22 protein-coding genes are annotated in these 25,146 nt (G+C 46.0%); 1 reads left to right on the top strand and 21 read right to left on the bottom strand.

What is annotated here, in order from left to right; all coding sequences use genetic code 11:
* Positions 1-312: 312 nt before the first annotated feature.
* The 8 genes from AC3Y23_RS00755 to AC3Y23_RS00720 all read right to left on the bottom strand — a co-directional run bounded on the left by AC3Y23_RS00755 (position 313) and on the right by AC3Y23_RS00720 (position 9,922).
* A complete protein-coding gene (locus AC3Y23_RS00755; protein ID WP_379194614.1) occupies positions 313-1,371 on the bottom strand; it encodes a threonine aldolase family protein in 1,059 nt (352 codons plus the stop codon).
* A gap of 1 nt (position 1,372) precedes the next feature.
* Positions 1,373-1,810: a MarR family winged helix-turn-helix transcriptional regulator gene (locus AC3Y23_RS00750; RefSeq protein WP_379194612.1), complete on the bottom strand. Its 438-nt coding sequence runs from the start codon at positions 1,808-1,810 to the stop codon at positions 1,373-1,375.
* Positions 1,811-1,999: 189 nt separating this feature from the next.
* Positions 2,000-2,809: an SDR family NAD(P)-dependent oxidoreductase gene (locus AC3Y23_RS00745; RefSeq protein WP_379194610.1), complete on the bottom strand. Its 810-nt coding sequence runs from the start codon at positions 2,807-2,809 to the stop codon at positions 2,000-2,002.
* Positions 2,810-2,886: 77 nt separating this feature from the next.
* On the bottom strand, positions 2,887-3,987 hold the full coding sequence (locus tag AC3Y23_RS00740) for an MBL fold metallo-hydrolase (protein WP_379194608.1): 1,101 nt from the start codon (positions 3,985-3,987) through the stop codon (positions 2,887-2,889).
* Between the two features lie 145 nt (positions 3,988-4,132).
* Entirely contained in the window at positions 4,133-4,543 is a 411-nt protein-coding gene (locus AC3Y23_RS00735; protein WP_379194606.1) for a MerR family transcriptional regulator, read from the bottom strand.
* 216 nt (positions 4,544-4,759) lie between these two features.
* Positions 4,760-7,069, bottom strand: coding sequence for a glycoside hydrolase family 95 protein (locus AC3Y23_RS00730; RefSeq protein WP_379194604.1), 2,310 nt, complete (start codon positions 7,067-7,069; stop codon positions 4,760-4,762).
* A 1,003-nt stretch (positions 7,070-8,072) separates the two neighbouring features.
* Positions 8,073-9,194, bottom strand: a complete 1,122-nt coding sequence (locus tag AC3Y23_RS00725) for an AbrB family transcriptional regulator (RefSeq protein ID WP_379194602.1) — start codon at positions 9,192-9,194, stop codon at positions 8,073-8,075.
* A complete protein-coding gene (locus AC3Y23_RS00720; RefSeq protein ID WP_379194600.1) occupies positions 9,194-9,922 on the bottom strand; it encodes an MBL fold metallo-hydrolase in 729 nt (242 codons plus the stop codon). Before AC3Y23_RS00720 ends, AC3Y23_RS00725 begins: the two co-directional genes overlap by 1 nt.
* Before the next feature lie 148 nt (positions 9,923-10,070).
* Here AC3Y23_RS00720 and AC3Y23_RS00715 point away from each other — a divergent pair, with 148 nt between their 5' ends.
* Entirely contained in the window at positions 10,071-10,958 is an 888-nt protein-coding gene (locus AC3Y23_RS00715; protein ID WP_379194598.1) for a TetR/AcrR family transcriptional regulator, read from the top strand.
* An 83-nt stretch (positions 10,959-11,041) separates the two neighbouring features.
* Here the strand turns inward: AC3Y23_RS00715 and AC3Y23_RS00710 are convergent, their stop codons facing one another.
* The 13 genes from AC3Y23_RS00710 to AC3Y23_RS00650 all read right to left on the bottom strand — a co-directional run bounded on the left by AC3Y23_RS00710 (position 11,042) and on the right by AC3Y23_RS00650 (position 25,119).
* Positions 11,042-11,722, bottom strand: coding sequence for a TetR/AcrR family transcriptional regulator (locus AC3Y23_RS00710; protein ID WP_379194596.1), 681 nt, complete (start codon positions 11,720-11,722; stop codon positions 11,042-11,044).
* Positions 11,723-11,762: 40 nt separating this feature from the next.
* Positions 11,763-12,944 (bottom strand): FAD-dependent oxidoreductase, encoded by a 1,182-nt coding sequence (locus AC3Y23_RS00705; protein WP_379194593.1) that lies wholly within the window; start codon positions 12,942-12,944, stop codon positions 11,763-11,765.
* Between the two features lie 343 nt (positions 12,945-13,287).
* On the bottom strand, positions 13,288-14,715 hold the full coding sequence (locus AC3Y23_RS00700) for an MDR family MFS transporter (protein ID WP_379194591.1): 1,428 nt from the start codon (positions 14,713-14,715) through the stop codon (positions 13,288-13,290).
* A 288-nt stretch (positions 14,716-15,003) separates the two neighbouring features.
* Positions 15,004-16,437 carry an aldehyde dehydrogenase family protein gene (locus AC3Y23_RS00695; RefSeq protein WP_379194589.1) on the bottom strand — a complete coding sequence of 478 codons (1,434 nt, stop codon included), beginning with the start codon at positions 16,435-16,437 and terminating at the stop codon, positions 15,004-15,006.
* A 183-nt stretch (positions 16,438-16,620) separates the two neighbouring features.
* Entirely contained in the window at positions 16,621-17,559 is a 939-nt protein-coding gene (locus AC3Y23_RS00690; RefSeq protein WP_379194587.1) for an ABC transporter substrate-binding protein, read from the bottom strand.
* 266 nt (positions 17,560-17,825) lie between these two features.
* Positions 17,826-18,536: a nicotinamide riboside transporter PnuC gene (gene pnuC, locus AC3Y23_RS00685; RefSeq protein WP_379194585.1), complete on the bottom strand. Its 711-nt coding sequence runs from the start codon at positions 18,534-18,536 to the stop codon at positions 17,826-17,828.
* Positions 18,537-18,541: 5 nt separating this feature from the next.
* Positions 18,542-19,267 (bottom strand): nucleoside phosphorylase, encoded by a 726-nt coding sequence (locus AC3Y23_RS00680; RefSeq protein WP_379194583.1) that lies wholly within the window; start codon positions 19,265-19,267, stop codon positions 18,542-18,544.
* A gap of 3 nt (positions 19,268-19,270) precedes the next feature.
* A complete protein-coding gene (locus AC3Y23_RS00675) occupies positions 19,271-19,939 on the bottom strand; it encodes a Crp/Fnr family transcriptional regulator (protein ID WP_379194581.1) in 669 nt (222 codons plus the stop codon).
* Between the two features lie 290 nt (positions 19,940-20,229).
* On the bottom strand, positions 20,230-21,180 hold the full coding sequence (locus AC3Y23_RS00670; protein WP_379194579.1) for an iron-hydroxamate ABC transporter substrate-binding protein: 951 nt from the start codon (positions 21,178-21,180) through the stop codon (positions 20,230-20,232).
* Positions 21,181-21,413: 233 nt separating this feature from the next.
* Positions 21,414-22,952: an MFS transporter gene (locus tag AC3Y23_RS00665; RefSeq protein ID WP_379194577.1), complete on the bottom strand. Its 1,539-nt coding sequence runs from the start codon at positions 22,950-22,952 to the stop codon at positions 21,414-21,416.
* Positions 22,953-22,985: 33 nt separating this feature from the next.
* Positions 22,986-24,071: a TetR/AcrR family transcriptional regulator gene (locus AC3Y23_RS00660; RefSeq protein WP_379194575.1), complete on the bottom strand. Its 1,086-nt coding sequence runs from the start codon at positions 24,069-24,071 to the stop codon at positions 22,986-22,988.
* Between the two features lie 36 nt (positions 24,072-24,107).
* On the bottom strand, positions 24,108-24,617 hold the full coding sequence (locus AC3Y23_RS00655) for an NADPH-dependent FMN reductase (RefSeq protein WP_379194573.1): 510 nt from the start codon (positions 24,615-24,617) through the stop codon (positions 24,108-24,110).
* A 13-nt stretch (positions 24,618-24,630) separates the two neighbouring features.
* Positions 24,631-25,119 (bottom strand): flavin reductase family protein, encoded by a 489-nt coding sequence (locus AC3Y23_RS00650; RefSeq protein ID WP_379194571.1) that lies wholly within the window; start codon positions 25,117-25,119, stop codon positions 24,631-24,633.
* Positions 25,120-25,146: the final 27 nt, after the last annotated feature.

Here is a 25,146-nt window from a genome sequence, read left to right as displayed (position 1 = left end):
GGCGCTATATCTGGGGTTCCTATCGATACTTTGGTCATCTAGCTTGAATGGCATTCCTGTGATTGAAACTCTAGGAGACAAGATTGGACTTCATAATCATACGGTTTTATCCCTGTCTGTCTTAATTCTTACGATACCAGGCCTCCTCTTGGGGTTAAATCATCTCAAAGATTGGGGCGCGAAAATCGGCACTTTAATATGCCTCGGTACAACGATAAGTGTTGTTATTACTATAATTACTATGTAAGACAAACGAGCTATCGCTAGATAATTTGAGTAAGGCCCAGTCGATCAACTCAACTGGGCTTTTTCTTATACTAAGTATGGTGTAGCTATTTTCATTTCTTTAATATCTTCTATTAGCATTTCAACATGTTCTTTTTTCGTAGCCCAACTAGTACAAAATCTCAAAGCACTGTGTGTAGCATCGATTTTTTCCCAGAATTGAAATGCATACTTTTTGCTTAATTCAACAATTACCTCTTCAGGCAAAATGGGGAACTGCTGATTGGTTGTAGAATCATAATGTAATGAAAAACCATTTTGAACGAAAGCATCTCTAATCATCCCTGCCATTTCCACAGCATGATTAGAGAGTTCATGGTATAAACCATCCTCAAATAGGGTTTCAAACTGGATTCCCAAAAGTCTACCTTTAGCCAGCAGTCCGCCTCTTTGCTTGATAATATAGCGAAAATCTTTCTTTAGAGAATCATTCGTTATAACTACTGCTTCACCAAACAATGCCCCAATTTTAGTTCCACCTATATAAAATACATCACATAGCCTTGCAATATCCTCTAATGTGATATCGTTGTCCTTCGAAGCCAAAGCATACCCTAATCTGGCACCATCCATGATCAAAGGTATCCCGGATTCACGACATACCTTACTCAATTCTTCCAATTCTGATTTGCGATAGGTTGTCCCATTTTCAGTTGGATGTGAAATGTACACTAAACCTGGCTGTACCATATGCTCATGAGTGACATCGTTCCAATGAGCATCATACAATTCTTTGACCTGCCCCGCTCGGATTTTCCCATCTTCACTTGGTATAGGAAGGACTTTATGACCAGTAGCTTCAATTGCCCCAGTTTCGTGTACTGCGATATGACCCGTATGTGCCGAAACTGCACCTTGATGTGGACGTAAAATCGAAGCGATAATAGTCGTATTGGTTTGTGTTCCCCCTACTAAAAAGTGGACATCTGCACTTTCAGCATTACAGGCTTTTCGAATATACCCTCTAGCTTTTTCACAATGCTCATCCATTCCATATCCAGGTGTCTGCTCGTCATTGGTTTCTAATAATCGTTCAAGAATTCGCTGATGAGCGCCTTCTGCGTAATCATTTTCAAATCGTATCACTTTATTTTCTCTCCAAACTATCTAAATTCTTCTTTATAGCTAACATAGAAGTGTGTATCTCATTGATTTGTTTCCGTGATAAACCTTGGAATAGATCCACTAATTGTTCATCCGATTTTTTATTTATTTCATTAAAAAGTGCTACACCTTCAGGAGATAAGCGAATGAGATTCGTTCTGACATTCGAGGTCGATGGCTCCTTAATAATCAGCCCATCTTTCTTTAGCTTTCTAATGATTCTGCTCATGTAACTTCGATCAATATTAAGTAAATCAACCAGATTGTTCGCAATACATTGCTCCATCAAGCCAATTTCTATAATGACTCGTGCTTCTGTCAATGAGTAGCCCGTATCTAATACACTTTTATTTAATAGACCTAGTACGTCCGTGTAATATCTATTGAATTGACGTATATCTGCAATAACTTTATTATCCATGCTTGTCTCCTTTCTAGTGGACTCTGTCTACTAATAATGTATTATTTCTAGTGGACTCTGTCAACATGAATGTAAGTGGTATATCAACAGTGAGTTAAGACACGTTCGTTCGCTTATATATAAATATTGTGGATTCATTAATATAAAAAAAAGAGGAGCGGATGAATTATCCACTCCTCTTTCTTCATATTAATCTGCGCTTGCCGTAATGTGTTCCCACTTGTCATATTCCTCAAGCATGCCATTCAGCTGCGTACGCGCCATCACAAGGCCCATGCTTCCGAGCGCTAGTCTTCTCGGAGCATTATCTGTGCCGGCAATATCGGCAACGGCTGACATCGCTTTTTCAACATCGCCGTAAGGCGCGGTCTCAGCAAGATCATTATACCAATCATACAGCGGTTGGTAGTCTGGAATGCTGCTTGTGATTTCCTGAGTATTTCCTTGGAAGCCAGTTTTGAATCCTGCAGGCTCTACCAGCGTGAGCTTGATGCCCAGATCCTTGACTTCAGCCGCCAGACCTTCACTCAAGCTTTCAAGTGCTGCTTTGGAGCTACAGTAGATAGACAGCGTTGGCAAGCTTTGTACGCCGCCCATGGATGAGATATTGATAATATGACCGGAGCGATTTTCCCGCATTTGTGGAAGAACAGCCTGGATGGTGGTCATCACACCAAACACATTCGTTTCATATTGCTTACGTGCTTGGTCAACAGTTACTTCTTCAAAAATGCCTGCTTGCGCATATCCAGCATTATTGAGCAGTACATCAATTGCTCCATATTGACGCGTTACCGCATCTACAACCTCTTGGGTCATTTCCGCATTAGTAATATCCAATGCCAGGACTTGTACGTTACTATATTGGCTAAATTCAGCGGCAGCTTTCGATGTATCCCGCATGGTAGCTACGACATTCCATTCACGCTTCGCAAATTGGAGAACCAACTCTTTTCCGAAACCTGTTGATGTGCCTGTGATTAAAATTGTTTTACTCAAGTGTATTCCCTCCTGATAACGGATTGAGCTGGGCTCATGAGTTATCGTAACCCTTAAAGTTCACTTTAAGGCAAGGATTATTTTTTAATTGACTCCCACCAGCTTGAAGTAGGGAATTCACTTGAACCGATCATCACTTTTTCGCCAATTTTTGGCGTAGCCAAAGCTACATTCCGCTCACCTGCAGCTGCTTTCGCCCGCTCAATAGGGTCTGTCCAACTGTGCAATGCCAGCGTGAAAGCTCCCCAGTGAATAGGAACCATTACTTTCCCCTGTACATCCAGATTCGCTTGCACGGACTCTTCAGGAAGCATATGAATATTGGCCCATTTCACATCATATTGACCTGTTTCAATGAGGGCAAGATCGAACGGACCGTATTTATCACCAATCTCCTTAAAGTGAGGCCCATAACCACTATCCCCGCTAAAATATACATTCGATTGGTTACCTTGAATAACCCAGGAGCTCCATAACGTGGACCCACTACGGGTGCCGCGGCCAGAGAAATGTCTTGCCGGCGTGCTAACGAAGTTCAACCCTTGATACGATGTCTCTTCCCACCAATCAAGCTCCTGAATCTGGCTAGGATCAACGCCCCATTTTGTCAAATGCCCAGAGACCCCTAGCGGAACGATAAATTGTTTAACCTTTCCTTTCAGCTTGCGGATCGAACTATAATCCAGATGATCATAATGGTCATGCGATATCAAGACGACATCAATATCAGGCAGATCCTCAATCTGTGCTAGCGGCTTATTGCTATAACGCTTTGGCCCTGCAAAAGAAACTGGAGAGGCATATTTACTAAATACCGGGTCGATCAGCAGCTTCATTCCACTGACTTTCATCAATAAGGTCGAATGACCAAACCAGATGACTTGATCCTCGTTACTGTCCGAAAATGCTTTTGCATTAAAGACCTCCATCGGAAGTGTTACCTTTGGCCGGCCATTCGGGTTGCCTTTTATCGTATCGTATAAAGCCCCAGCAGTATCTTTTAAGCTGTAATCCATCGGTGTCGGTATTTGATTGCGAAACTTCCCATCGACAAAGTTAGCGGATTCATGAATCCGTTGCTGACTATCGGCTGAACTCTTTCCACCAAGAGGAGGATAATAACTCAAAATTAAGAAAATTACTAATGCGAGTGCGAACAAGATTATTACATATTTCATCCAGTCTCTCCTGCTTTCTTATTCCGATGAATATTATTTTTTAATAGTCCCAGTATATACCTTAAAGTGCACTCTAAGGCAAGGTCTATGATTACAACAAAGTCACCCTATTCTTCGTTAGAGTGACTTGTCACCATCACAATTCTTATATGGGTGTATCTAATTCCTCGATGTACGTGAGAAAACGTTCCTCTGGATTGCCCTTTTCAATATTGTTATACACTTCAAGCTTCTGGCTAACAGCTTCAAAAGCCTCATCCAGCACTCGCTGCTTCCGTTTGATCTCTGCTTGATGGGCTTCCAGTATGGCTCTACGCTGCCCGATCGTTTCATCCCCCTGCAAGGCAAGATCAACAATCTTTTTCAAATCCGCTACACTCATTCCTGTCGCACGAAAACAAGTCATTAAGCGAATCCAGTCCAGATCTCTTTTCTCGAACATGCGGTTGCCGTGATCGTCCCTGCGGATGTTGGGCAACAATCCTTCTTTATCGTAAAATCGGATCGTGTGAGCAGCGCAATTTAATTTTTCCGATGCTTCCTTAATTGTAAACAAAGTGCTCTCCTCCCAAGTCCAGTGTTCATAATTTCACTTATTCTATTATTAGCATTAAACTGAACTTTAAGTCAAATTCCTCAGGGTCTCGTTCACTCTAGAGAGAAGTTGCTAATGAAAAAAAGCTGTCTCTATCGTGGAAATCCACGTTTGAGACAGCCCTTCAAAGTTCTTGCTAAAGTATTTCCCCTTTTAGGGAATTCTACGATGTGCTCTTTACTGTATTCTTAGCTCGGAATCTATGCTGTAGCTGTGTCCCGCTTCATAACTGAACGGCAGCGTCTGTTCACCATAGCGCAGCGTGGTATGTCCCGTAGTCAATGCTCGCACAGACACCTCGACCAATTGTCCCTCCGACCAGATGACGTCTACCTCCAAGGCACCCCTGGCCCGAAGTCCACGATATTGCCCTGAAGACCATGATGCCGGAAGGGCTGGCAGTAAATGAAGTTCCCCTGCATGACTCTGTAGCAACATGTCCGCAATCGCCGCCGTTCCGCCGAAATTGCCATCCGCCACATAGATCGGACTCTCCGCGCCGCCAATCCCCGGCTTCGAGAAGGTCAGCAGGTTATCAAAGCACAAGCTTCCAATCAGGTGCGAAATCTGCTCATAAGCATTTTCTCCATCATGCAGACGGGAATAGCAGCCGGCAAAGGCAGCTACCGTAAACTCCACATCCTCATGATTGCTGGTTGATTTACGACCCTCCAGCGTAACACGTGCAGCCTCGCTAAGTTCAGGGGTATGCTGCGGAGTAACGCGATAAGCTGGATACAAGCTGTGTAAATGGGACAAATGACGGTGTTCAGGCTGCGCTTCCACGTAATCCTCCAGCCATTCCTGAAGCTGTCCTTTTTGCCCGATCTGCAGCGGTGGCAGCAAGGCAATAGCTTTTTTCAAATCAGCTTGCAACTGCTCATCCACCTCAAGCTTCTCTGCTGCCTCCAAGACAAATTCGAACAGATCGCTCACTAACACCTGATCCAGCGTCGTCCCCATGGATAGATAGTGATGCACCTGTGTGCCATTGGCATGGAAGGTATTTTCCGGGGAGATCGAAGGTCCCGTGACAAGCCAGCCATACGTAGGGTGCAGGGCCATATAATCTAGAAAGAATAGAGCCGCTTCTTTTAAAAAAGGGTAAGCAGTTTCACTTAAAAATTGTTCATTCAACGTAAATTCATAATGATCCCGCAATTGCATCGCAATCCACAGACCGCCTGTGACGTTCAGCCCCCAGGAATTCTGCCAGGCCGGAGCTGTAAAACCCCAAGCATTGGATACGGTATGCGCCACCCAGCCTTCACATCCATAGAAATCCCGAGCCGCTGCTTTTCCGCTCTCCGCGAGCTGCTCAATGTAGCGAATTAACGGCTGGTGAGACTCAGACAAATGAGTCGTTTCCGTCGGATAGTAGTTCATTTGCGTGTTAATATCAATGTGGTAATCACAGGTCCAGCCCATACGGCAAGCCTGGTCATCGTTCCAGATCCCCTGTAAATGCAGCGGCAGAGGCGAATCCTCTCTTGCCCCGCAGAGGGTCAAATACCGACCATATTGGAAAAATAACGCGAATAAAGCAGCATCCTCACCTTTACCCTGTGACACATTGCGGATTCTTTCGTCCGTAGGTAATGACGTTTGTTCAGATGTTCCCAGCTCTAAGCTGACTCGATTATACAGACTGTTATAGTCTGCAATATGATCCAATTTAAGAGACTCATATCCTTTGGCTACCGCTAGTAGGTTCCTATTCTCCGCCACATTCATCCAGTCGTCGCTGGTCACGCCATAGTCTGTATTGATCGCAAAATAAATAATAGCTTCCTGCGCATTACTAACCTCAAGCCTTCCCGCGTCTCCACTAATTGTTCCACCCTGTGTTGTAACATGAATGCTACCTTGGCTACGCACACCACATTGTCCATCGCTATGCAGCTGCTCCAGCGCTTGCCCCTTAAAGAAGAGTCTGCCTGCGCTCTGTGGCTCGTTCCAGCTCTCGAAATAATCCGTTTTCCCTTCAAGATGCAGGCTGAACGAAACGCCCTCCGGTTGTTCACTCCATAACCGGCAGACGATCAGTCCATCCGCATGGGAAGCAAATAGCTCGCGGTGTACCTTCGCACCCTCAACTTGATACGTTGTCTTCGTGATTGCGTTTTCAAGATTAAGCTCTCGAATGACATCTTCTCCGGCAGCTTTAAACTTCAAGATTACATCACATACGGGCAGATTGGTGCCAAAATTCTCTTTGCCTGGCTCAAGTAATTGGCTCGCTAACCGCTCGCCGCCTTCATAATCTCCATCGAAAAAGTGCTGTCTGAGCCGCGCCAGATCATCCTTGCCGGAAGATTGGCTGGTGATCAGTTCTCTTTTCCCGGACCAGTAAGTCGATTCCGTGATATTCCAAACTTCTTGTTCTGCTCCGCCATATACGATTGCAGCTAATCTGCCATTTCCGACCGGGATACCTTCGGACCATGAAGCCGCTGGTTTGTTGTACCATAGTTTCTGTGCGCTCATCAAATCTGCCTCCAGAAGTTTCTTCATTATATATAGTAGTTATATTAGTGGTTTTCTCCCGGAAAAGCTTTGTACGAAACTATTATTTTTTATCGAAAACAGAGAAATGGAGGGCAACCAGTGGCAGCGTATGGATGAGAAATGATGGCTGCGTGCGGGACAACTGATGACGCTGATGACTCCGGTCGGGACAGTTAATGACTGCGTCTGGAGGCATGAAAATAGCCAGAGCAAAAGAAAATTTGCCCTGGCTGCGGTATTTGATTCGGGGATTTCATTCAGCTAATAGAGTTATTAAATAAAATGGATTTGAAATACAGAGGTATAGATAGAGATAGAGATAGAGATAGACGTAGAGATCAAGTCGGCGTAGTTCCGGTGAAGGTGGGATTTTCGGCCACAGTTGTCCAGAATTCTTAAAGAGGCTAAGTGTCGCAACCCCTCGCATCCCCAATTAAGAGCATTTTTGCACCTTAAATTCATCGTTTTGAGAGAAAATACGCAATTAAGGGCATTATTGTAGCTTATTTTCTAGAAAAACCGCTATTCGGTAGAATTCCGTAAAATTAAGGTGCAAATTTGCCCTTATTTCAAGCTAACCCCTTCGTTCCTGATAATTAAGGTACAAAAATGCCTCTATTTACAATTTGGAGATGCATGAGAGGTGCTAGAGAGGTGTTTGGGATACTCTCGATGCTCTCAACACTCTTGGTAATCTTAGCACTCTCAGCACCGTTAGCACCGTTAGCACCCTTAACTCTTAATACTTTTAGCACTCTTAGCACTCTTAGCACCTCAGCACTCTTAGCACCCTCAACACTCTCAGCACCGTTAGCACCTCAACACTCTTAGCACCTTAGCACTTCCACACTTCTGATGCTCTTGGCACTATCGATACTCTGAGACACTCTTGACTCTCTCGATGCTCTTAAGACACCCTCAGCACTCTCGACACTCTTCCACGTCATCCCTTCACGCCTTCTACATCTTCCCTTTGTTCAGTCTATGCAGTAACCTTCTTATCCTTTAGCATCGACCGGAAAACCAGCTTCAGCACAGGCGGCACTGCAAAGAAGATAAACAATGTTCGGAAGAGCTGATAACACGTAACAATCGACAGGTCGCCGTTCACTTCCTTGGCGATGAGGGCCATTTGGTCCATACCGCCTGGCGACAAGCCAAGAAAAGCTGTGACGATTGTGATGTCATGCATTCGTGTCAGCAGCAAGCTAAGCCCCATCGACACCCCAATCAGCAGCACCCCGCTCAATATTGCGAGCAGAACAATTTTCGTCTTATTTTTTAAACTCTCCAGATCCAGCAGCAGCCCAATGTAGCCTCCGATCATCAGCTGTGAAAGACTGAGTACGATGGGTGGCAGTGCATGGCCCTCATACCCGGTCAAATTAAGCAGGATCGTGCCGATCATTGGTCCAAGCAGAAAAGCCGTTGGCATCTTGATCTTTTTGGCGATGAACGCACTCAGTACGCATACTGCGGCAAAGACCAAAATATGCGGAAATAGCGCAGCATATCCAGCAGATCCGCTCGCAGCAGCAGCTACGGCATTGTGGCTGCCACTGACATGAAACAATGGACTGAAGATCAGCAGCGGTACGCAGAAAATAATCATCATTAGCCGGGACACCTGCAAAAAGGTGACGACTGTGATATCAATTCCTTTCACTTCTTCCGCTAGCGTGATCATCTGGCTGAGGCCCCCGGGAATACTACCCATAAGCACCGTCGGGAAAGGAATACCGGACAATCTCGAAATTAAAAATGCAATAGCCCCGGCACATAACAGCAGCAACGCCGTAAACAAAATCATCGTCGGCAGCTGCTGTCCGATCTGCGTTAAGGTCGACAGGGTGAACGAGAGTCCCAAGGTATAACCGATGATAATCATACCCGTGTCGCGGACTTGCCCAGGCCAGTAAAAGGAGATCCCTTTAAATAATCTGGAGCCGATCACAAGGAACACCATCGAGCCGAGTAGCCATGGAATTGGCATATGGATCAGTTGAAAAACAAATCCGCCAAGAACGGCAATGGCACAAGTCACCGCAAAACGGAGCCACTTGTTCTCCTTCCCTAATACCTTCCGAGGTGTGTCGCCGTCCATTACAGGCTCTCCGTTATTTCATCGATAGCCTTGTGAACATCTCCTTTAAAAATGCCTCCATGATAGCAGATTACAGTCTCGATTGGATAATCCTTCAACTTGCGGAGTGATTCCAGTGCGAGTGGCATATCTGGCGTAACTGCCGGATTAGGACCGATCAGTTTACTGTCTTCAACGTTTAAAGCATCCCCTGCAATGAGTGTCTTACTAGGCTCATGATACAGGCTTATATGTCCAGGCGTATGCCCTGGTGTATGAATTGCGGTCAATCCGCCGCCGAAAGACAGTTTCTCTCCGTCTGCCAGTAACGTAGTCACATTCTTTTCTTTTCCAGAAAAAGTAGCTTCAAAGGCAGTAGCAAGATCTTGCGGAAGAGAGGCAATTAGTCCTTCTTTACGTTCCCCGCTGAACTTAATCATCGGCTTCAGTCCATCGATATAAGGCTGGTCATCCCCGTGGGCATACACCTCTATGCCTTCACCCTTGAACTGCGGCAAGCTGCCTACATGATCGATGTCTTGATGGGTTAAAATAATGGAATGAGGGGCCGCAGGGTCAATTCCCGCTTGGGTTAAAAGCTCCGTGATTTGGCCGTAAGAACCAGGCATACCGGTGTCCACTAATACATAAGAATGTTCACCGCGGATCGCCACCGGGTTAATGATAAAGTCATGCTCACCCATCTTAAGAGTAAGCACTAGCATTTCAATCTGATCGTTAATTTTCATGTTGCGCCAAAGCGAATGCTCTGGCTCACCTCCTTAGAAATAAGTTCATAAAACTGACAAGTTCATTATATGACTTTGGGGTTTTGTCGTCAAATTCCTTTATTGACCACATGGAAGGGACATGTCAGAATGTGTAGGGGTGGTTAAGTTGGAACAATTCAAAAGACAGCAAATTATTGAAACAGCAATGTGCATTTTTAGGAAAAAAGGATATTTCGCTGCCTCCATGCAGGATATCGCAGAAGCTTGTAGCATGGCCAAGGCCAGCATCTATAAAGTGTTTCCATCTAAAGAAGATTTATTTACTGGCGTATTTGTCGAGGTACACAGAATTCTATTCGAAGAGGCCAGGCAGCTTGATCGGAGACTTTCGCTTGAGGGGCTTCCACCGAAGGAAGTGCTGCGTCTTAAGATCGAATATCAGATGCAATATATGCTTGAAAATTATTTTTTCACCAGTGAGTTTAAAGAGCTCCCGATCACAAGCAATGACAACTTTGTAGTGGAGTGGAGAAAAAAACGCGCCTCATTGCTGACATTACATCAGGATTGCTTCTATGAAGCGTATGGCGAGCCGATTGTTCCTTATCTCGGGGATGTTGTGACCATCTTCCGCGGCATGATCAAAGAATATCTGTCGCATGCGGTCCAAGCTGTGATCGCTGTTCCCATGGCCGAATTAGCAGGCTTCTTCGTCGATCGTCTGGATACAGTCATCGGGGACTTGATCGCCAGCAATCCTGAACCTGTGCTTAAGACCTCGAGTGCTTTTTTCAATCAAATCAATCCAATGGATAACGACACCCGGCAGAACAACCTGGATGAATTTCTGATGTTTTTTGCCGATAAGATCCGCGGGCTGCCACAACCAGAGCAGATTCGGATTGAATTGCTGGAGGTCATCGAACTGCTGAAGACGGAGTTAGGACAATCAAAGCCTAATAGTACCCTTATTCGGGTATACACCAACTTTTTGGATTCTGTCAGCGAGTTAGCACCTTATGTACGCCAGCTCAATCTAATGCTGAACCGTTAGATAATTTAACAAGGCAAATCATAAAGAAAAAGCAACCGAAATCAATCAGTTGCTTTTCCTTGTTTAAATATGATTATTTCCTCTTAATTCTTGTCCAGCTTAATTCCCTGTAACATCACTTCAAGTCCCCAATGGAACCGGTCCATGACGACCTCGCCTCCCGAGAATAATTCTTCAGTCAGACTGTGAATGAACGGAAAACGAACAGGGTCTGCTTTTTCAAAGGATTCTTTGATGGCAGGCATCTCCACAGTGCCATGTTTCCTCCAGGAATGCTTCTCGAAGGCTGTAGATGTGACGTATAACAGTAGCAGATCCACTCCCCAGGCTGCTGCCGCCGATTTGGCTCCACCTTCATGCAGCGCGGTAAGGAGGTATTCGACTAACTCAAGGTATTGGTCTCCCCGTGGCATCGTGGACAGTGAAATTTCAGAGAGACCTGGTTGCTCGATTAATAGCAGGAAATACGCAGTAAGGGCTCCGAACAATCTTTCCTTCCATGAACCCTGCTTGGAATCAGGCAGCACTAATTCACCAAGTCCGTAATCCAGAACATAAGAGCTTAAATCCTCCAGATTATTAACGTACACATACAATGAAGAAGGGCCTGTATCCAATGCTTTTGCAACTTTACGCATGCTCATCCCTGCCATCCCTTGCTCTTTGAGGAGTTCATAGGCGGTTTTAACGATGAGCTCACGGCTTAACGGCTCTTTGGCCGGACGGTCACGACGGCTTACAATAATTCGATTAGAATTCTTCATAGTCTCTTTATAATATAGCATAGTCAGAAATTCAACATGTTTATTGACCTTCGAATTGCTCTTGGAAGGACTGCATTAATTCAGCCATCTTGGCAGCGGCATTGTCTGAGAACGTAAGCTGCAGGCTGTAATCCGATTCCTGAGCTTTGACGGATGAGAATGCATACATTTTTTCCTCGTACTCCATGATTGCCTTGGCATAATCACCACGATTCCGGGCAATGGCAAGTGCTAGCTCCAAGGCATCATACATCGCCATATTTACACCTTCACCCGCGAATGGCGACATGACATGGGCGGCATCCCCGATCAAGGTTACGCCAGGGTTATAATTCCACTTGAATCCGATAGGAAGCATGTAGATCCGTCTAGTCAAAATAGCATCTTCAGCGTAACGGATATAGTCTTTTAGCTGCTCATCCCAATCACTGAATAGATCCAATAGCCGCTCCTTAGCTTCTTTAGGCTGGTCGAACGGAATCCCACTTGTCTCTAACCAGTTTCTCTCTACCTGAAGACTAGCGTACACCTTAATTCGTCCATCTCCATTCAATTGACCAAGGATACCTTTATGATCATCCAGTGCAAACATTTTACCACGTTTATTAAACGCCGCTAATTCCGGATGATTCTGGGCTGCATTCAGGATGTTTAGTTCAATCATAGTCAGACCGGAGTACTCAACATCGGCATCCGTGAGCAATGGGCGTACACGTGAGAAGGCTCCATCCGCACCAATCAAGAGGTCAACCGTATCCACAGCACCATTTTCAAAATGAAGCTCGGTCATGCCGTTCTCTGACGAAACAGCCTTTGCGAGTTTATAACCATATTTGATCGTACCTTGATCAAGATCGCGTAACAGCAAATCACACAGCACGCCGCGGTCAATCTCGGGACGAGTCCCTGCTCCGCCTGATTCTGAATCTGAATCTTCATCAACATAAATTTTCGCGTTTTTATCAAGTACCCGGAAGTCCTCTTCTTCAAAGCGGGCAATACGTTGGAACTCCTCCAACAGCCCAGCTTCTTTAAGTGCTCTTTGACCGGATTCTTCGTGAATATCCAAGGTACCGCCTCTTTCATGACTAGTGTCATGAAGCTCCCGCTCATAAACTACAGACTGAATGCCTTGGCGCTGCAAGATTAGGGCTAGTGTCAATCCCCCTGGTCCTGCTCCGATAATAGCAATTCGTTTTTGTTCTTTAGATACTGTTGTCATTGTAATGCATCTCCTTCATGTAAGTTTAATTTGTATAAAGTGAACCTGAGATTTTTACGTAAGGCTTGGTCGTCACTACGGTGGAATGTTTGGACTTCCGGTCGCTGTTGTTGTCAGATTTCTTCTTTAATAAACCGCTTTTAGCGGTTGAAATCTGACAACAAAGGCGAGCGCTACGCTCCTACAGTTCCAAACTCCCCCCTTCGTTCCTTCTCGCTTTTGTTTTTTCTTATGTTCATTTTCTAGAGAATTAAAAGATCTAAGCACTCACTGAACATCGTTCTTTAAGAACACTGTTCGTTAATAGCAAAAATATATTGCCCCCTATCCTATTTATGGGCGGTTAGCGTGCCTTTTTAGGAGGAGCCGACGATTTTTTCAGAAAGAACGTCAATACCAAAGCAATAAGTGCAAAGGATAATGTGATCCAGAACGTGTGACCGAATGATTGTCCTAGTTGTTCCAATGTATGTCCTTCCGGCAAGTTTCTAATTTGCTTAGTCAGGTACGCGGCTGTAATCGTTATCCCGAAGGAAGACATAATCTGCTGCGCGGAAGTGGTGATCGGTGTCACACGGTTTACGAGTTCTATTGGAGCTGATTTAAGCACATGCGTATTAAGCTGCATCATGGTTAAACCTTGACCAAGTCCCACAAAAGCAAAACTACACATAATGTAAACTGCACTGGTACTCGTAGTAATATGCGTTAAGGCAAACAAGGCACCGGCTAATGATAAAATACCAAGGAATGTAACTGGACGAACCCCGTACCGGTCAAATAGCTTCCCGCCTACATTAATCCCGATCGTTGACATGATCGCTTGAGGAATAACGTACAATCCAGCTTCCAGAGGAGAGAGTCCCTTAGCCTGTTGCAGATATAGCGTAAACAGCAGGATACTCCCGAATAATGCCATTTGGTTCATCCAGGCCAGAATGATGCCATGCGTGAATGTCTTCGAGCGGAACACTCTCAACTCAAGCAGGGGGTGCTTTTGCTTAAGCTCATTCCAAATGAATAATAACAAGGTAACAACACCCAGTCCGAGAGACCCCAAGGTCCATTCGTCAAGCCAGCCCTTCTCCCCGGCTTGATGCACACTGAACACTAACGAAGCAAAGGCAATCGGGGCTAAAATTGCACCCAGGAAATCCAACTTCATTTCTTTACCTGGCTTTGAAGCCGGTAAGTAACGCCATGCCATCCAGAAAGCAAAGATTCCGACAGGCAGATTAATAAGGAATATCCAGTGCCAGTTAATAAATTCGATTAACCAGCCGGACAATATAGGTCCGAAAATCGGAGCGAGCAGCATAGGAATACCGAGGATCCCCATCACGGAACCGCGCTTATCTGGAGGCGATACCTTGAACACCATGGCAATACCGATTGGTGAGACCATTCCGCCGCCTAGCGCTTGAAAGATGCGATAAATAATCAGCTGCTCTGGTGTTTGAGCCAGTGCACAAAGCATTGATGCAATAACAAATAATACAATGCTTGCAAGAAACATACGCTTAGGTGTGAAGCGATCCGAAAACCACCCTGCGAGTGGAATGACCGCTGAGAGCGCCAACGTATACGCTGTAATCACCCATTGAATCGTGCCGAGATTGGAATGAAAGGTGTCCACTAATTTAGGAACAGCTACATTCATAATTGTACTGTCCAAAATAATTAGAAACATTCCCGTTGCCACTGCAAGCAGAATCGGCAGGATCTTCTTCATTGAGAATTCGGATGGAGCACCTTGAGCTTGTGTGTTCAAAAGAAGAACCACCTCTTTTCTTTATTATAGTCATCATCAACTTGAAATTTCGTGTGCTTATTTAGAACCAATCGTAGTAGCGCACCACCCTCCTTTTGTTCTCGTTCATCTTGTTTACACATTATTTATACCATAACGAACAGTGTTCGTAAAGTACATTGTTCGTTTAATTTTAAAATAAATGATTCAAACCATTTTCACACCTCTTGCCTGAGATAAAATAAAAAAACCACAAGAAGACAATCCTTCTTGTGGTAGTAGTATCCGTCAGCTTTCGTACCGACTAACTTATATAATCACTGCATTGTATCCCAGAATTGATTTAGGCTCCAGATACTCCTCGATACCGTAGGTGCCATGATCCCTGCCTATGCCGGAATTTTTGAACCCGCCGAAAGGCGCTTTTGGCTCGTCATGCACGCCATTAACGGAAACCCGGCCAGCCACAATCTGATCAGCCACGTGGTTACCCCGCTCCTTGCTTCCAGAGAAGACGAATGCTTGTAGGCCATACGCTGTATCGTTCGCGATGTCTATCGCTTCGTCTTCTGTCTTATAGGTTATAATGGACAGGACCGGACCAAATACTTCTTCCTGAGCGATGGTCATATCATTAGTCACATTAGAGAACACCGTTGGCTTAACGTAGTAGCCTTCATCTAACCCCTCAGGACTGCCTGTACCACCAACGACCACTTCAGCTCCATCTTCGATCGCCCGATTAATATAATATTGAACCCGATCATACTGCTTCTGATTCACCATTGGCCCAATAACTGAAGCTTCATTATAGAGATCTCCGACTGTTAAAGCTTCGATGGTAGTAACCATCAAGGACTTTACCTCCTCCAAACGCGACTCTGGAACAAGCACTCTTGTACCCGCCAGGCACGCCTGCCCGCTATTGATGAACCCAGCGCTTACGGCAAGCGGAACTGCTTTGGTGAAATCGGCATCTTCTAGAATGACAGTTGGAGATTTTCCGCCAAGCTCTAGAGTAACCCGCTTAAGATTGGCAGCGGCCACTTCCGCGATACGTTTCCCAATTTGAGTGGAGCCTGTGAATGTTATGCCGGTGACATCAGGATTGCGGGTTAATTCCTCTCCCACCTCTTCTCCCTTGCCATTAACGATATTGATAACCCCTTGTGGGATATTGGCAGCATGGATAGCTTCAATAAATATTTCCGTTTGAGCTGCACTGAACTCGCTTGGCTTAACAACTACGGTACAGCCTGCTGCCAGTATTGGTGCTATTTTGTTCGCCATATGCGTAGCATTTGCATTCCAGGGCGTAATGGCGCCAACGACACCGACGGATTTCATGTGAACTTGTGCCGAGCCTGCCGTCCGTATAAATGAATAGGATTCGAGACTTTCCTTCGTATGCAAAAATGCATTTACAGCAATATGAGTCAACATTCTGGCCACGGAAATCGGAGCGCCGTATTCCTTAACGGTTGCCTCTGTTAATCGGTCGGACCGCTCCAGTAGAGATTGGTGCAGCCTTAAGAGAATTTCAGCCCGTTCCTCAACACTCGTCTTCGAAAATGTTTTGAATGCAGCTTTGGCTGCTGCAATGGCACTTCGAGTATCCTCAACATTCCCCAATACGACTTTACCGGTGATTTGTTTGTTCGCAGGGTTGATGAGCTCCAGCTCTTCTGTACCCGATGGTATAACATATTCCCCATTGATATAAATCTTATTGTATAAGTCCATTGTCATGCCTCCAATTCACAAGTATTGAACCACAATTCATATCCTACAAGTTAAAGTTCACTTTAAGTCAAGTCGATCAAAATAGCGAAGCAACAAGTTAAAGAGCAGAGGGATCTATCCCCCTGCTCTTTAAGATGCGCCATATTCTGTATCTACAAACTCAAAAGAGATTTTGAAATGCCATTACCCTTTTATCAAGCCATTAGCAATCAGCCATTCTTTTGCTACTTCAATCGGAGCCCGCTGCTTATTTTCCACCTCGCCATTCAGGCGTTGCATCTCTTGATCCGTGAGCTTCCCTGCGATTGAGTTCAGAACCTGCTCCAGTTCCGGATGCTTCTTCAGCACTTCATCACGGACAATTGGGATGGCGTAATACGGCACGTACACATGCTTATCATCGTCAAGCACCGTAATCGGTCTCACCAGAACCTGGGCGGAGGTTGTCTGCACCATCGCTACATCGATTACGCCCTGGTCTATGGCCTGATACGCCAAGCCCCCTGCTATCGTTTTGATCTCCTTAAAATTAGGTTTGTAGTTCTCTACAACCGGCGGCCAGAGATCCGGACGATTCATAAACTCTTCACTTGCTCCGAAGACCAGCTCTGAGGATTTCGCGGCAATATCCGAGCCTGTCTTGAGACCCAGCTTCTCTGCGATCTCCTTGCGCACTCCGAACGCATAGGAATTAGTGAAGCCCAGTGGATCCAGCACCGTGATCTGATTTTTCTCCTTTAGCTCCTTCTTCACCTTGTCATAGACCACTTGAGGATCATATTCAGGTTTATCCTTCAAAATATTAATGAGTGCCGTTCCTGTATACTCCACATAAGTGTCTACTTCATTTCCTTTTAAGGCTGTCCACAGAAGATTGTTATCAAGTTTCTTGACGATCGCCTTCAGATCTGTCTTATCTTCAATAAGCAGCTTTAATGCATTGGCCAAAATATCCGACTCCGCAAACCCTTTGGTCGCGATCTGAATCGTGTCCGAGCTTGAGCCTGCGCCTCCTGCTGTGGAGCAACCTGAAATTCCAATCGTCAGCAGTATTGCTGCTGTAATCGTCAGGAAGGCTCTCCTGCTCTTCCCCCACTGTTTAAAAAGCTGTTTCCTCTTCATAATCTTATCCCCTTTCGATTGGTCTTCCGATTTTTGATACAAATCTTTGTTGTTACCTAGTCCAAGATTAGCCTCCCTCCAAATTCGCAAAAAAAGAGGCCTCATGTCCCTCTCGGAACATAAGACCTCCATCTGTACGGTGGGTCCAGATTATTAAAATACAATAAACGAGAATTACTAATTAATAATTTTAACTAATAATATTACTGTGAATGAGTGTTTGTCAATCATTTTATACAATTCTCATCGGAATTAAATGTTTTAGCTTATTTCATGTTCTGCTCGTACGATTTCCAGACTTTATTGGCGTAAATACTGTTGAATAGCAATGCCGCTTGGAGCGCTACTTGAGATAAACATCCGCCCACGGTACCGACATCAGTATGACCCGTAGCCACTTGATACGTTAGAACAGCCCAATAGGCCAGGTTAGCAATATTGACGATGATCCACAGCGACCAATTCTCTTTGTATTTACAGATATATAGCACCTGTGCAATAAACGAAATGACGAGGTTAATACTATCGAAATAAGGCAATTGACCGCCTGTTCTTGCTAATACAAACCAACCTACAGCCCAGGCAACAAAGGCAGCGAGGAAAATAAGCCGTTTCATTTTGGGACTAATCGTATTTACCGCTTCATCATTTCCCCATAAGAACCATCCGATCGGCTGGGAGATGACATAGAATATATTCATCACAAATGCGCCATAAGCGTGGCTTTGCCAAGCAATCATTGTCATGGCTATACATTGGACCAAGCCGAAGGCAAAGGTTAATTTCTTCCCTTTCATCCCGAATACAAGGCAAATGACACCGGCTACACCACTCACCATACCGATAATGGAATCCGGGGCAATCACATATGCGACCACCTGTAACAGGATCAATACGATCGCATAAGTTACTTCGAATCTTTTCCAACCGCTAAAGAATTGGTTATATAACCATGATTGTTGTTGTGTGTTTTCCATATGACTCAAGCCTCCTGCTCACTTAAAATCGTTAATGCCAACCCAATCGATGCTTGTTCACCAATCGCTACTGTGTTTTCTCCTGAGACTAATTGATTAACTCCGGCAGACAAATCGGCACGGTATAAGACAACATTATTTAGAATTGAGAGTGTTTTCATTTTACGCAATGTGCCTAATACAAAGATGATGCTGGTCTCCATATCACCGCCAAGTACACCATACTGAGACCATTCTTGTTCTACAGCCTCATTGTTATCCATGTAAAAACCATCATGTGCTCTGGTAATTCCGAAATAGCCCTCAGGATGATGCTTCTTAGCTAGCTGCAACAAATCTGCATCTGGAATGGCTGGATAAATGGATGGAACGTATTTACTGGATAGACCATCATCACGAACGGTCCCTGTAGCAATAATTAAAGACCCTAGCGGAATGTTCTTTTGCATCGCGCCGCAGCTTCCTACTCTGATGACCGAGGTGATCCCTATATTGTGCAGCTCCTCCATGGCGATAGCAGCGGACGGGGCTCCGATCCCAGTAGAAATAACCAAGATATCTTCGCCTTGATAACTACCTTTGATCGATTTAAATTCTCTATTATAGGCCAGGGGCTGTACGTTATCCATCAGCGCGCCAACTTTATCTACTCTGGCCGGATCTCCAACCAAAATGGCTTTTTGCACATTAATTGAGCTATCTAGTTGAATGTGTGCTTGTTTGTCTGTCATATCCTATCTCTTCCTTTCAGGGTCAATCCATAATTTCTCACGATCCACAATCTCTATCTCATCACCACTGATGACGATGCTCCCCTCCACCTCAAGCTGGTTTAAGACACGGTAGACACTTCGGTTGGTAGAGGAGACTGAATCTAAAATGGCCTTCTTCTGGATGATTGTTGACTTCTGCCCATTACTCTCCTCAATAAGCGATGAAATGATTTGTGATCGCACACTGTCTAAGCTGTATTTTATCGTTCGATTGGTAAGCTTATACATCTGCTCACATAGAGAAGCAATCACGATCTGATTGAAATTAGCATCCTTTGAGAGCCAATATAAAAATGCCTTATCAGGTATCTTTATTAAAGTTACTTCACCAATGCTCACTATAGATGCACTATATGGTTTATGGATCATCGCTTCTTGCTCACCAATAAAATTACCGCATGAATAGATATCTAACGTTACCTGTTTAGCGCTTTCATTCATGACATAGACTTTGACGTTTCCGCTTACGACAATGTATACGAAGGCATGCATCTCCCCTTGTGGTAAATAAAACTTGTTCTTCTTGAACGATTGAATCTCCATTTCTCGTAAAACTTCAAAGGGACAATCTTTCAAAATAGCATGGATCTTAGGATTATTGGAAACGATTGCATCGATGCTTGTAAGCATTTGTTCTTATCTCCTTGGGTTATATTTTCTCAAACGCAAAGCATAAAAGCTACGACAAAGGACTTGATATGAATGGATTTATATCTTATTTTTATGATGAACTGCGACATTTTTCAAACCTAAAAAAATCGTCCCCATTATTCTCCAGAAGTCTGCTCACTAACCAAGCTTGCCCTGAACGTTTTGCTCCCATACAGGCTGCACGATTGCTGTGAACATATAAAAAAAGCCGATCGGACAGTGTCCAATCAGCGTTTGAAGCTTTATACCTACTATTAATAGTTGAGGACTTACTGCAAAAATCCTTTTTCAAAAATATTAAATAAATTCTCAAGTGTGATGGGATCACTATAAGAGGAGGATTCCGTATCAATCTCAATCACATGATGATTGGCAACAGCCGGGAGGTTCTTCCAGATTGACGATTCCATGAAGGAATTATCGACCTTGGCGTTTTTGCTCAGGACGATATAGTCTCCGGCATAATCACCCAGCACTTCAGTAGATACGGCATATAAACCTGGACCGAGCGCATCCTTCTTCACTTTGTCAGGCATATTCAGCTGCATCATTTGATAGAGCAATTCCGTTCCCCGCGCGAAGTTATTGCCAAAGACGTAGAAGCTCTTGTTATCGCCTTCCAGCACAGACACTGTTCCATTCTCCCCGATTTTTGCTTTGATCTTGCGGCTCAGTTCTTGCGAACGCTGAGTAAAATCATCGATCCAAGCCTGCGCTTCCTTCTCCTTATTCAAGAGCTTACCGACTTCCAGATGCTGCTTCAAATAATCATTTTTGCCCCACGTGTAGACTACAGTCGGAGCAATCTTCTCGAACTTATCAATATTTTTGTTGTGTGCCGCGGCGAGAATCAAGTCCGGTTCAAGATCCAGAATACTCTCAACATTCTCATCGGACACCACGTTTACCCCTTGTAGCTTGTCTGCGAATAGTGGATTACCGTAAGTCCATTCATCAACGCCAACAAGCGGTATGCCGAGTGACAGTACGTTAGAAGCACTGGTCAGCGCGACAATGCGCTTTGGATGAGCAGGTACTTCTACGGGTCCACGCTCCGATTGATAGACGATTGTATCATTATTTCCCGCCTGATTGGAAGCCGCCGCTTCAGTTGGGCTTGGGCTTGGGGAAGAGGAATCATTCACAGCCTTTTGAGCTCCACACCCACTAATCATGACTACTAATAAAATAAGCAACGGAATAATACGTTTTCTATTCACTTTCTAATATACGCCTCTTCTCTATTATGATATTGATTATCATTATTAATTTAGTCATAGAGAAGAAATATTGTCAATAAATTCTGCTTATTCACAAATCAAATAATTGCACTATAAATGGACGATGTCCAAGGCATATCACGCTTTGCCAAGAACATCGTCCTATTGTTCATCACATAATATTCTGATATGTCTCAACCACATTAACAGCCACCAGGTACTCGCCATCATAATTAGCCCATCGACGCCATGTCTACTCGCGACTCCTCGACAGTCGTGTCTGTAAAACGGCTGCGGCCCGTCCACCATGCCGCCACAAGACCGAACGCAGCTGCGGCTGCCAGAAACCAGAAGCCTGCATGCACGGCTGCGGCCAATGCCTCCTGTGTAGCGGCGGCACTCTGCCCATTCGCACTTGCCCCTTCTAGCAGCCGCTGGATCTGTTGATCAGCGCTACCTTCACCCGCAGCTCCTGCGGGAAGCTCGTGGACAAGCCGCATGTTGATAACAGCCGCCATGACGGCCGTACCAAACACACCACCAACGGAGCGGAAGAAGCCTACAGATGAAGTCGCGACCCCTTTGATCCGCTCGTCAGCACTGAAGGTGACAGCCATCTGCCCGACCGTCATCATAATGCCGACGCCAACACCAATCAGAATCATCAGGAACCGGATATGCCATGGGCCGATATTCAAGCTAGCCACAGTCATCCCAAGCAGCCCCCCGGCGCTGATCAACATAGCAACAAAGATGCAGACGCGCCAGCTCCACCATTTGATAAGCGAACCGCTGACTGCGGCCCCCACCATAACGGAAAACATGAACGGCGTCAGGACGCCCCCGGTGTCCGAGGCGTCACCACCCAGACTACCTTGGACGAAAAGCGGAATGTATATGAGCGATCCGTACATAATGGCGCCCTGCAGGAAGGTCGCTGCCAGCGTCCCGCCAATGGCCCGGTTACGAAACATGACTAGAGGTAAGATCGGCTCTGGCGTGACGACCTCAACCCGCAGGAACGCCACCAGGCAGATCAACCCCAAGCCGAGCAAACCGGCCACCTGCCAGGACATCCAGCCCTCGCCTTCGCCGCCGAGCTTAAGACCCAGCAGGATGGAGAAGGTGGATACGGCGAGTAGGAAGGCTCCGCTCTTATCTACGCTCGGCTTGACATCCGACTTGGGCGTTACCGGCAGCAGCCGGCTCATCGCCACGAAAACCAGTATGCCGAGCGGTATGTTCATATAGAAATTGTAACGCCAGTCCAAGTGCTCTGTGATCCAGGCGCCGAGCGCCGGGCCACTCACGGAAGACACTGCGAATACACCCATATATAGCGTCTGATAAATACCTGCACGTTCCTTTGGCATGTTCGTGAACACCAGCGTGTAGGTGACGGGGATGAGGAAGCCTGCACCCAAGCCCTGAACCGCCCGATAAAAGATCAGCTGCGGCATACTCTGAGCAATCCCGCACAGCGCTGATCCGAGTATGAAGACAACAAGACCTAGCATATAAAAACGTTTGCGGCCATACAAATCCGACAGCTTGCCGGCGATCGGCATCATCATGGTAGAGGTCAGCATATAAATCGTAAACACCCAGGACATCAGTGGCAATCCATACAGTTCCTTCACAATCGTGGGAAGGGCTGTCGAGACGATCGTCTGATCAAGTTGTGTCAAAAAGATGCTGACGAATAAGCCGGCCATCGTCCAGTTGAGTCTTGATTTGCCGGGCAGGGCAGCCTTCATCTGCATCGTCTGCATCGTCGTTCACTCCGTTTCGCTAATAAGTGGTCTCTACCCCCGCAGGCCAGCCCATTTGAGGCATCGCTTGGCATAATTCAGCGGGCTTATATCCGCTGTACGAGCTACAGCATAGGCGCCAATTCTATTGACGGCATCCTCCAACAGGCGCTGCAACGCCTCGGATCCTGCGCTCCCGCGCTCTACCCAGATACCAACGGTTACCTCTTCCACATTGGGGTTATTCCTCAAATCCTCTAACCACGAGACGATAGGCGGCGGCATTTCGCCATATAGAGTGGAAGCGAATACAAATACTAGCTTCTCCGCCCGTCCACCGCTCGTGTCACGCTCCTCCTCCCACGCCAGCAATGGCTGGCGAAGTGAATCCTGTAACCAGAGGCACATATCTGCGCACTCACTGCCCTCCTCAACTGAGGCAGAACCAACACTGTAAATAAAATCCGTCTCGCGCCACTTGGGGTCTGCCTCCTTATTCCCTCCGCCGTATAGGGCAGGCACGACACCGTGCAGCGTCAGCCGGATCATCTGATCGGCCACCCGGTCCTGCAGCGATTCCAGATCACCCTCTCCCCCTACGATTTCACGCAAGTTATCTTCCGAACGGAAGTAAAATTGGTTCATCATGCCCCACAGCAGGAATAGCAACGCCTTCCTATTCATACCCGCGTCTAACGCACCTTCCTGTTGCCAATCGAGAATCATCTCTGTGTGCTTCAAGAAATCCTCATACCAGGTAGAGGAGGCATATTTAGTGAACAGATCACCCTCTTCCATCGCTTCCCAATGGAATATTCTGTACAGATTCGGAATCTGGCACTTAAGACGGAACTGTGCACGAATGTAGGTTGCCAGAAATTCCGGCGCGTTCATCCCGCTCCAGGATAGTTTATTAACGTACTCCTCCCACTGTCGGAACAGACTGACGAGCACTGCTTCATATAGCTTCTCCTTCGATTCGAAGTAATAATGGATAAGCGCCTGATTAACTTCAGCCTTAACAGCGATCTCACTTATACGCGTTCCCGCAAAGCCGCAAGCGGAAAAAACCTCCTCCGCAGCTATTAAAATGCGTTCCTGAACATTTATTTTGGTTTCTGCCGGACCTGGTCCAATCATTTCCTTTCCTCCTTTCCAATTTATTAAAGTATATCTTCAAACCCGGTTCAGCAGCCACTTATCGTTCTGTGACACCCATTCTTTCGCGATTGTCCCGAAGTCGTCCAACTGAGAGTCCATCACGTACAGACCCTTTGTCGGGCAGGAAGCCCCCAGTTCGATGAGCAGCGGCCTCAGGTGAAGCTCGACAGCCAGACTGTGATGCGGAGCCGCTCCCACGAGCAGAGGAATAGCTAACTTGCCAGCCAACGCCTCCGGCGGCAGCTGATCCGCAAACAGCTTCAGGAGCCCTGTATAGGTAGCCTTATATGTAGGGCTAGCGAATACAACAGCTTGCGCACGGGCAATACGCTCATTTAGTTCGGCTGCCACAGGGTCCCCCCATGATAGAAGTGAGCCACCATGTGGCGCCAAATCGATCAATTCATAGGTCACATGAAGTGACGTATGCTCGGCATACTCAGCGATCGCTTCGGCAAGGCGAAGCGAGATTGTATAGGTCTTTGATAACGGTTTCGGATTACCAACAATAACCGCGATATGCATATAAGAACCCTCCTTAGCCCTCCAGCGCCTGCAGCGCTCTGTACTTACCCTGGTAAAATAATAGGGGGCTTGCTTGCGTTTCCGACTCGTACAGGAATTCGCCCTGTCCAACCAGAATCAGATGGTCGCCTCCATCCAGCGTATCCGCCAGACGGCATTCAACTGAAGCAAGGCAGCCGCCAAGTATGGGCAGCCCCAGTTCGCCCTCACGATAGTCAATCTCTGCGAATTTGTCAGTCTCGCTCTTTCGTGCAAAGCACCGAGATAGGTCCTCCTGCGTATCGGCCAGGAAGTTGACCGCGAACTTCCTTGCTGCAAGCAGGCTAACCAGTGTGCTGCTTCCCTTATCCAAGCAAATAATAAGTAGCGACGGTTCGAGCGACAGAGACGTGAATGCATTGGCTGTCATCCCTATCGGCTGTCCTGCTTCATCGAGCGTTGTAATTACTGTAACTCCCGTGGCGAACTTCCCCATCACGCTTCTCCATGCAGTACCTTCCATACTCTATCCCTCCCAATCAATCGAAGC

The organism is Paenibacillus sp. MAHUQ-45 (assembly GCF_058133325.1).
The sequence above is the reverse complement of the archived record's forward strand: the minus strand, read 5'-3'. Positions and strand labels throughout refer to the sequence as shown.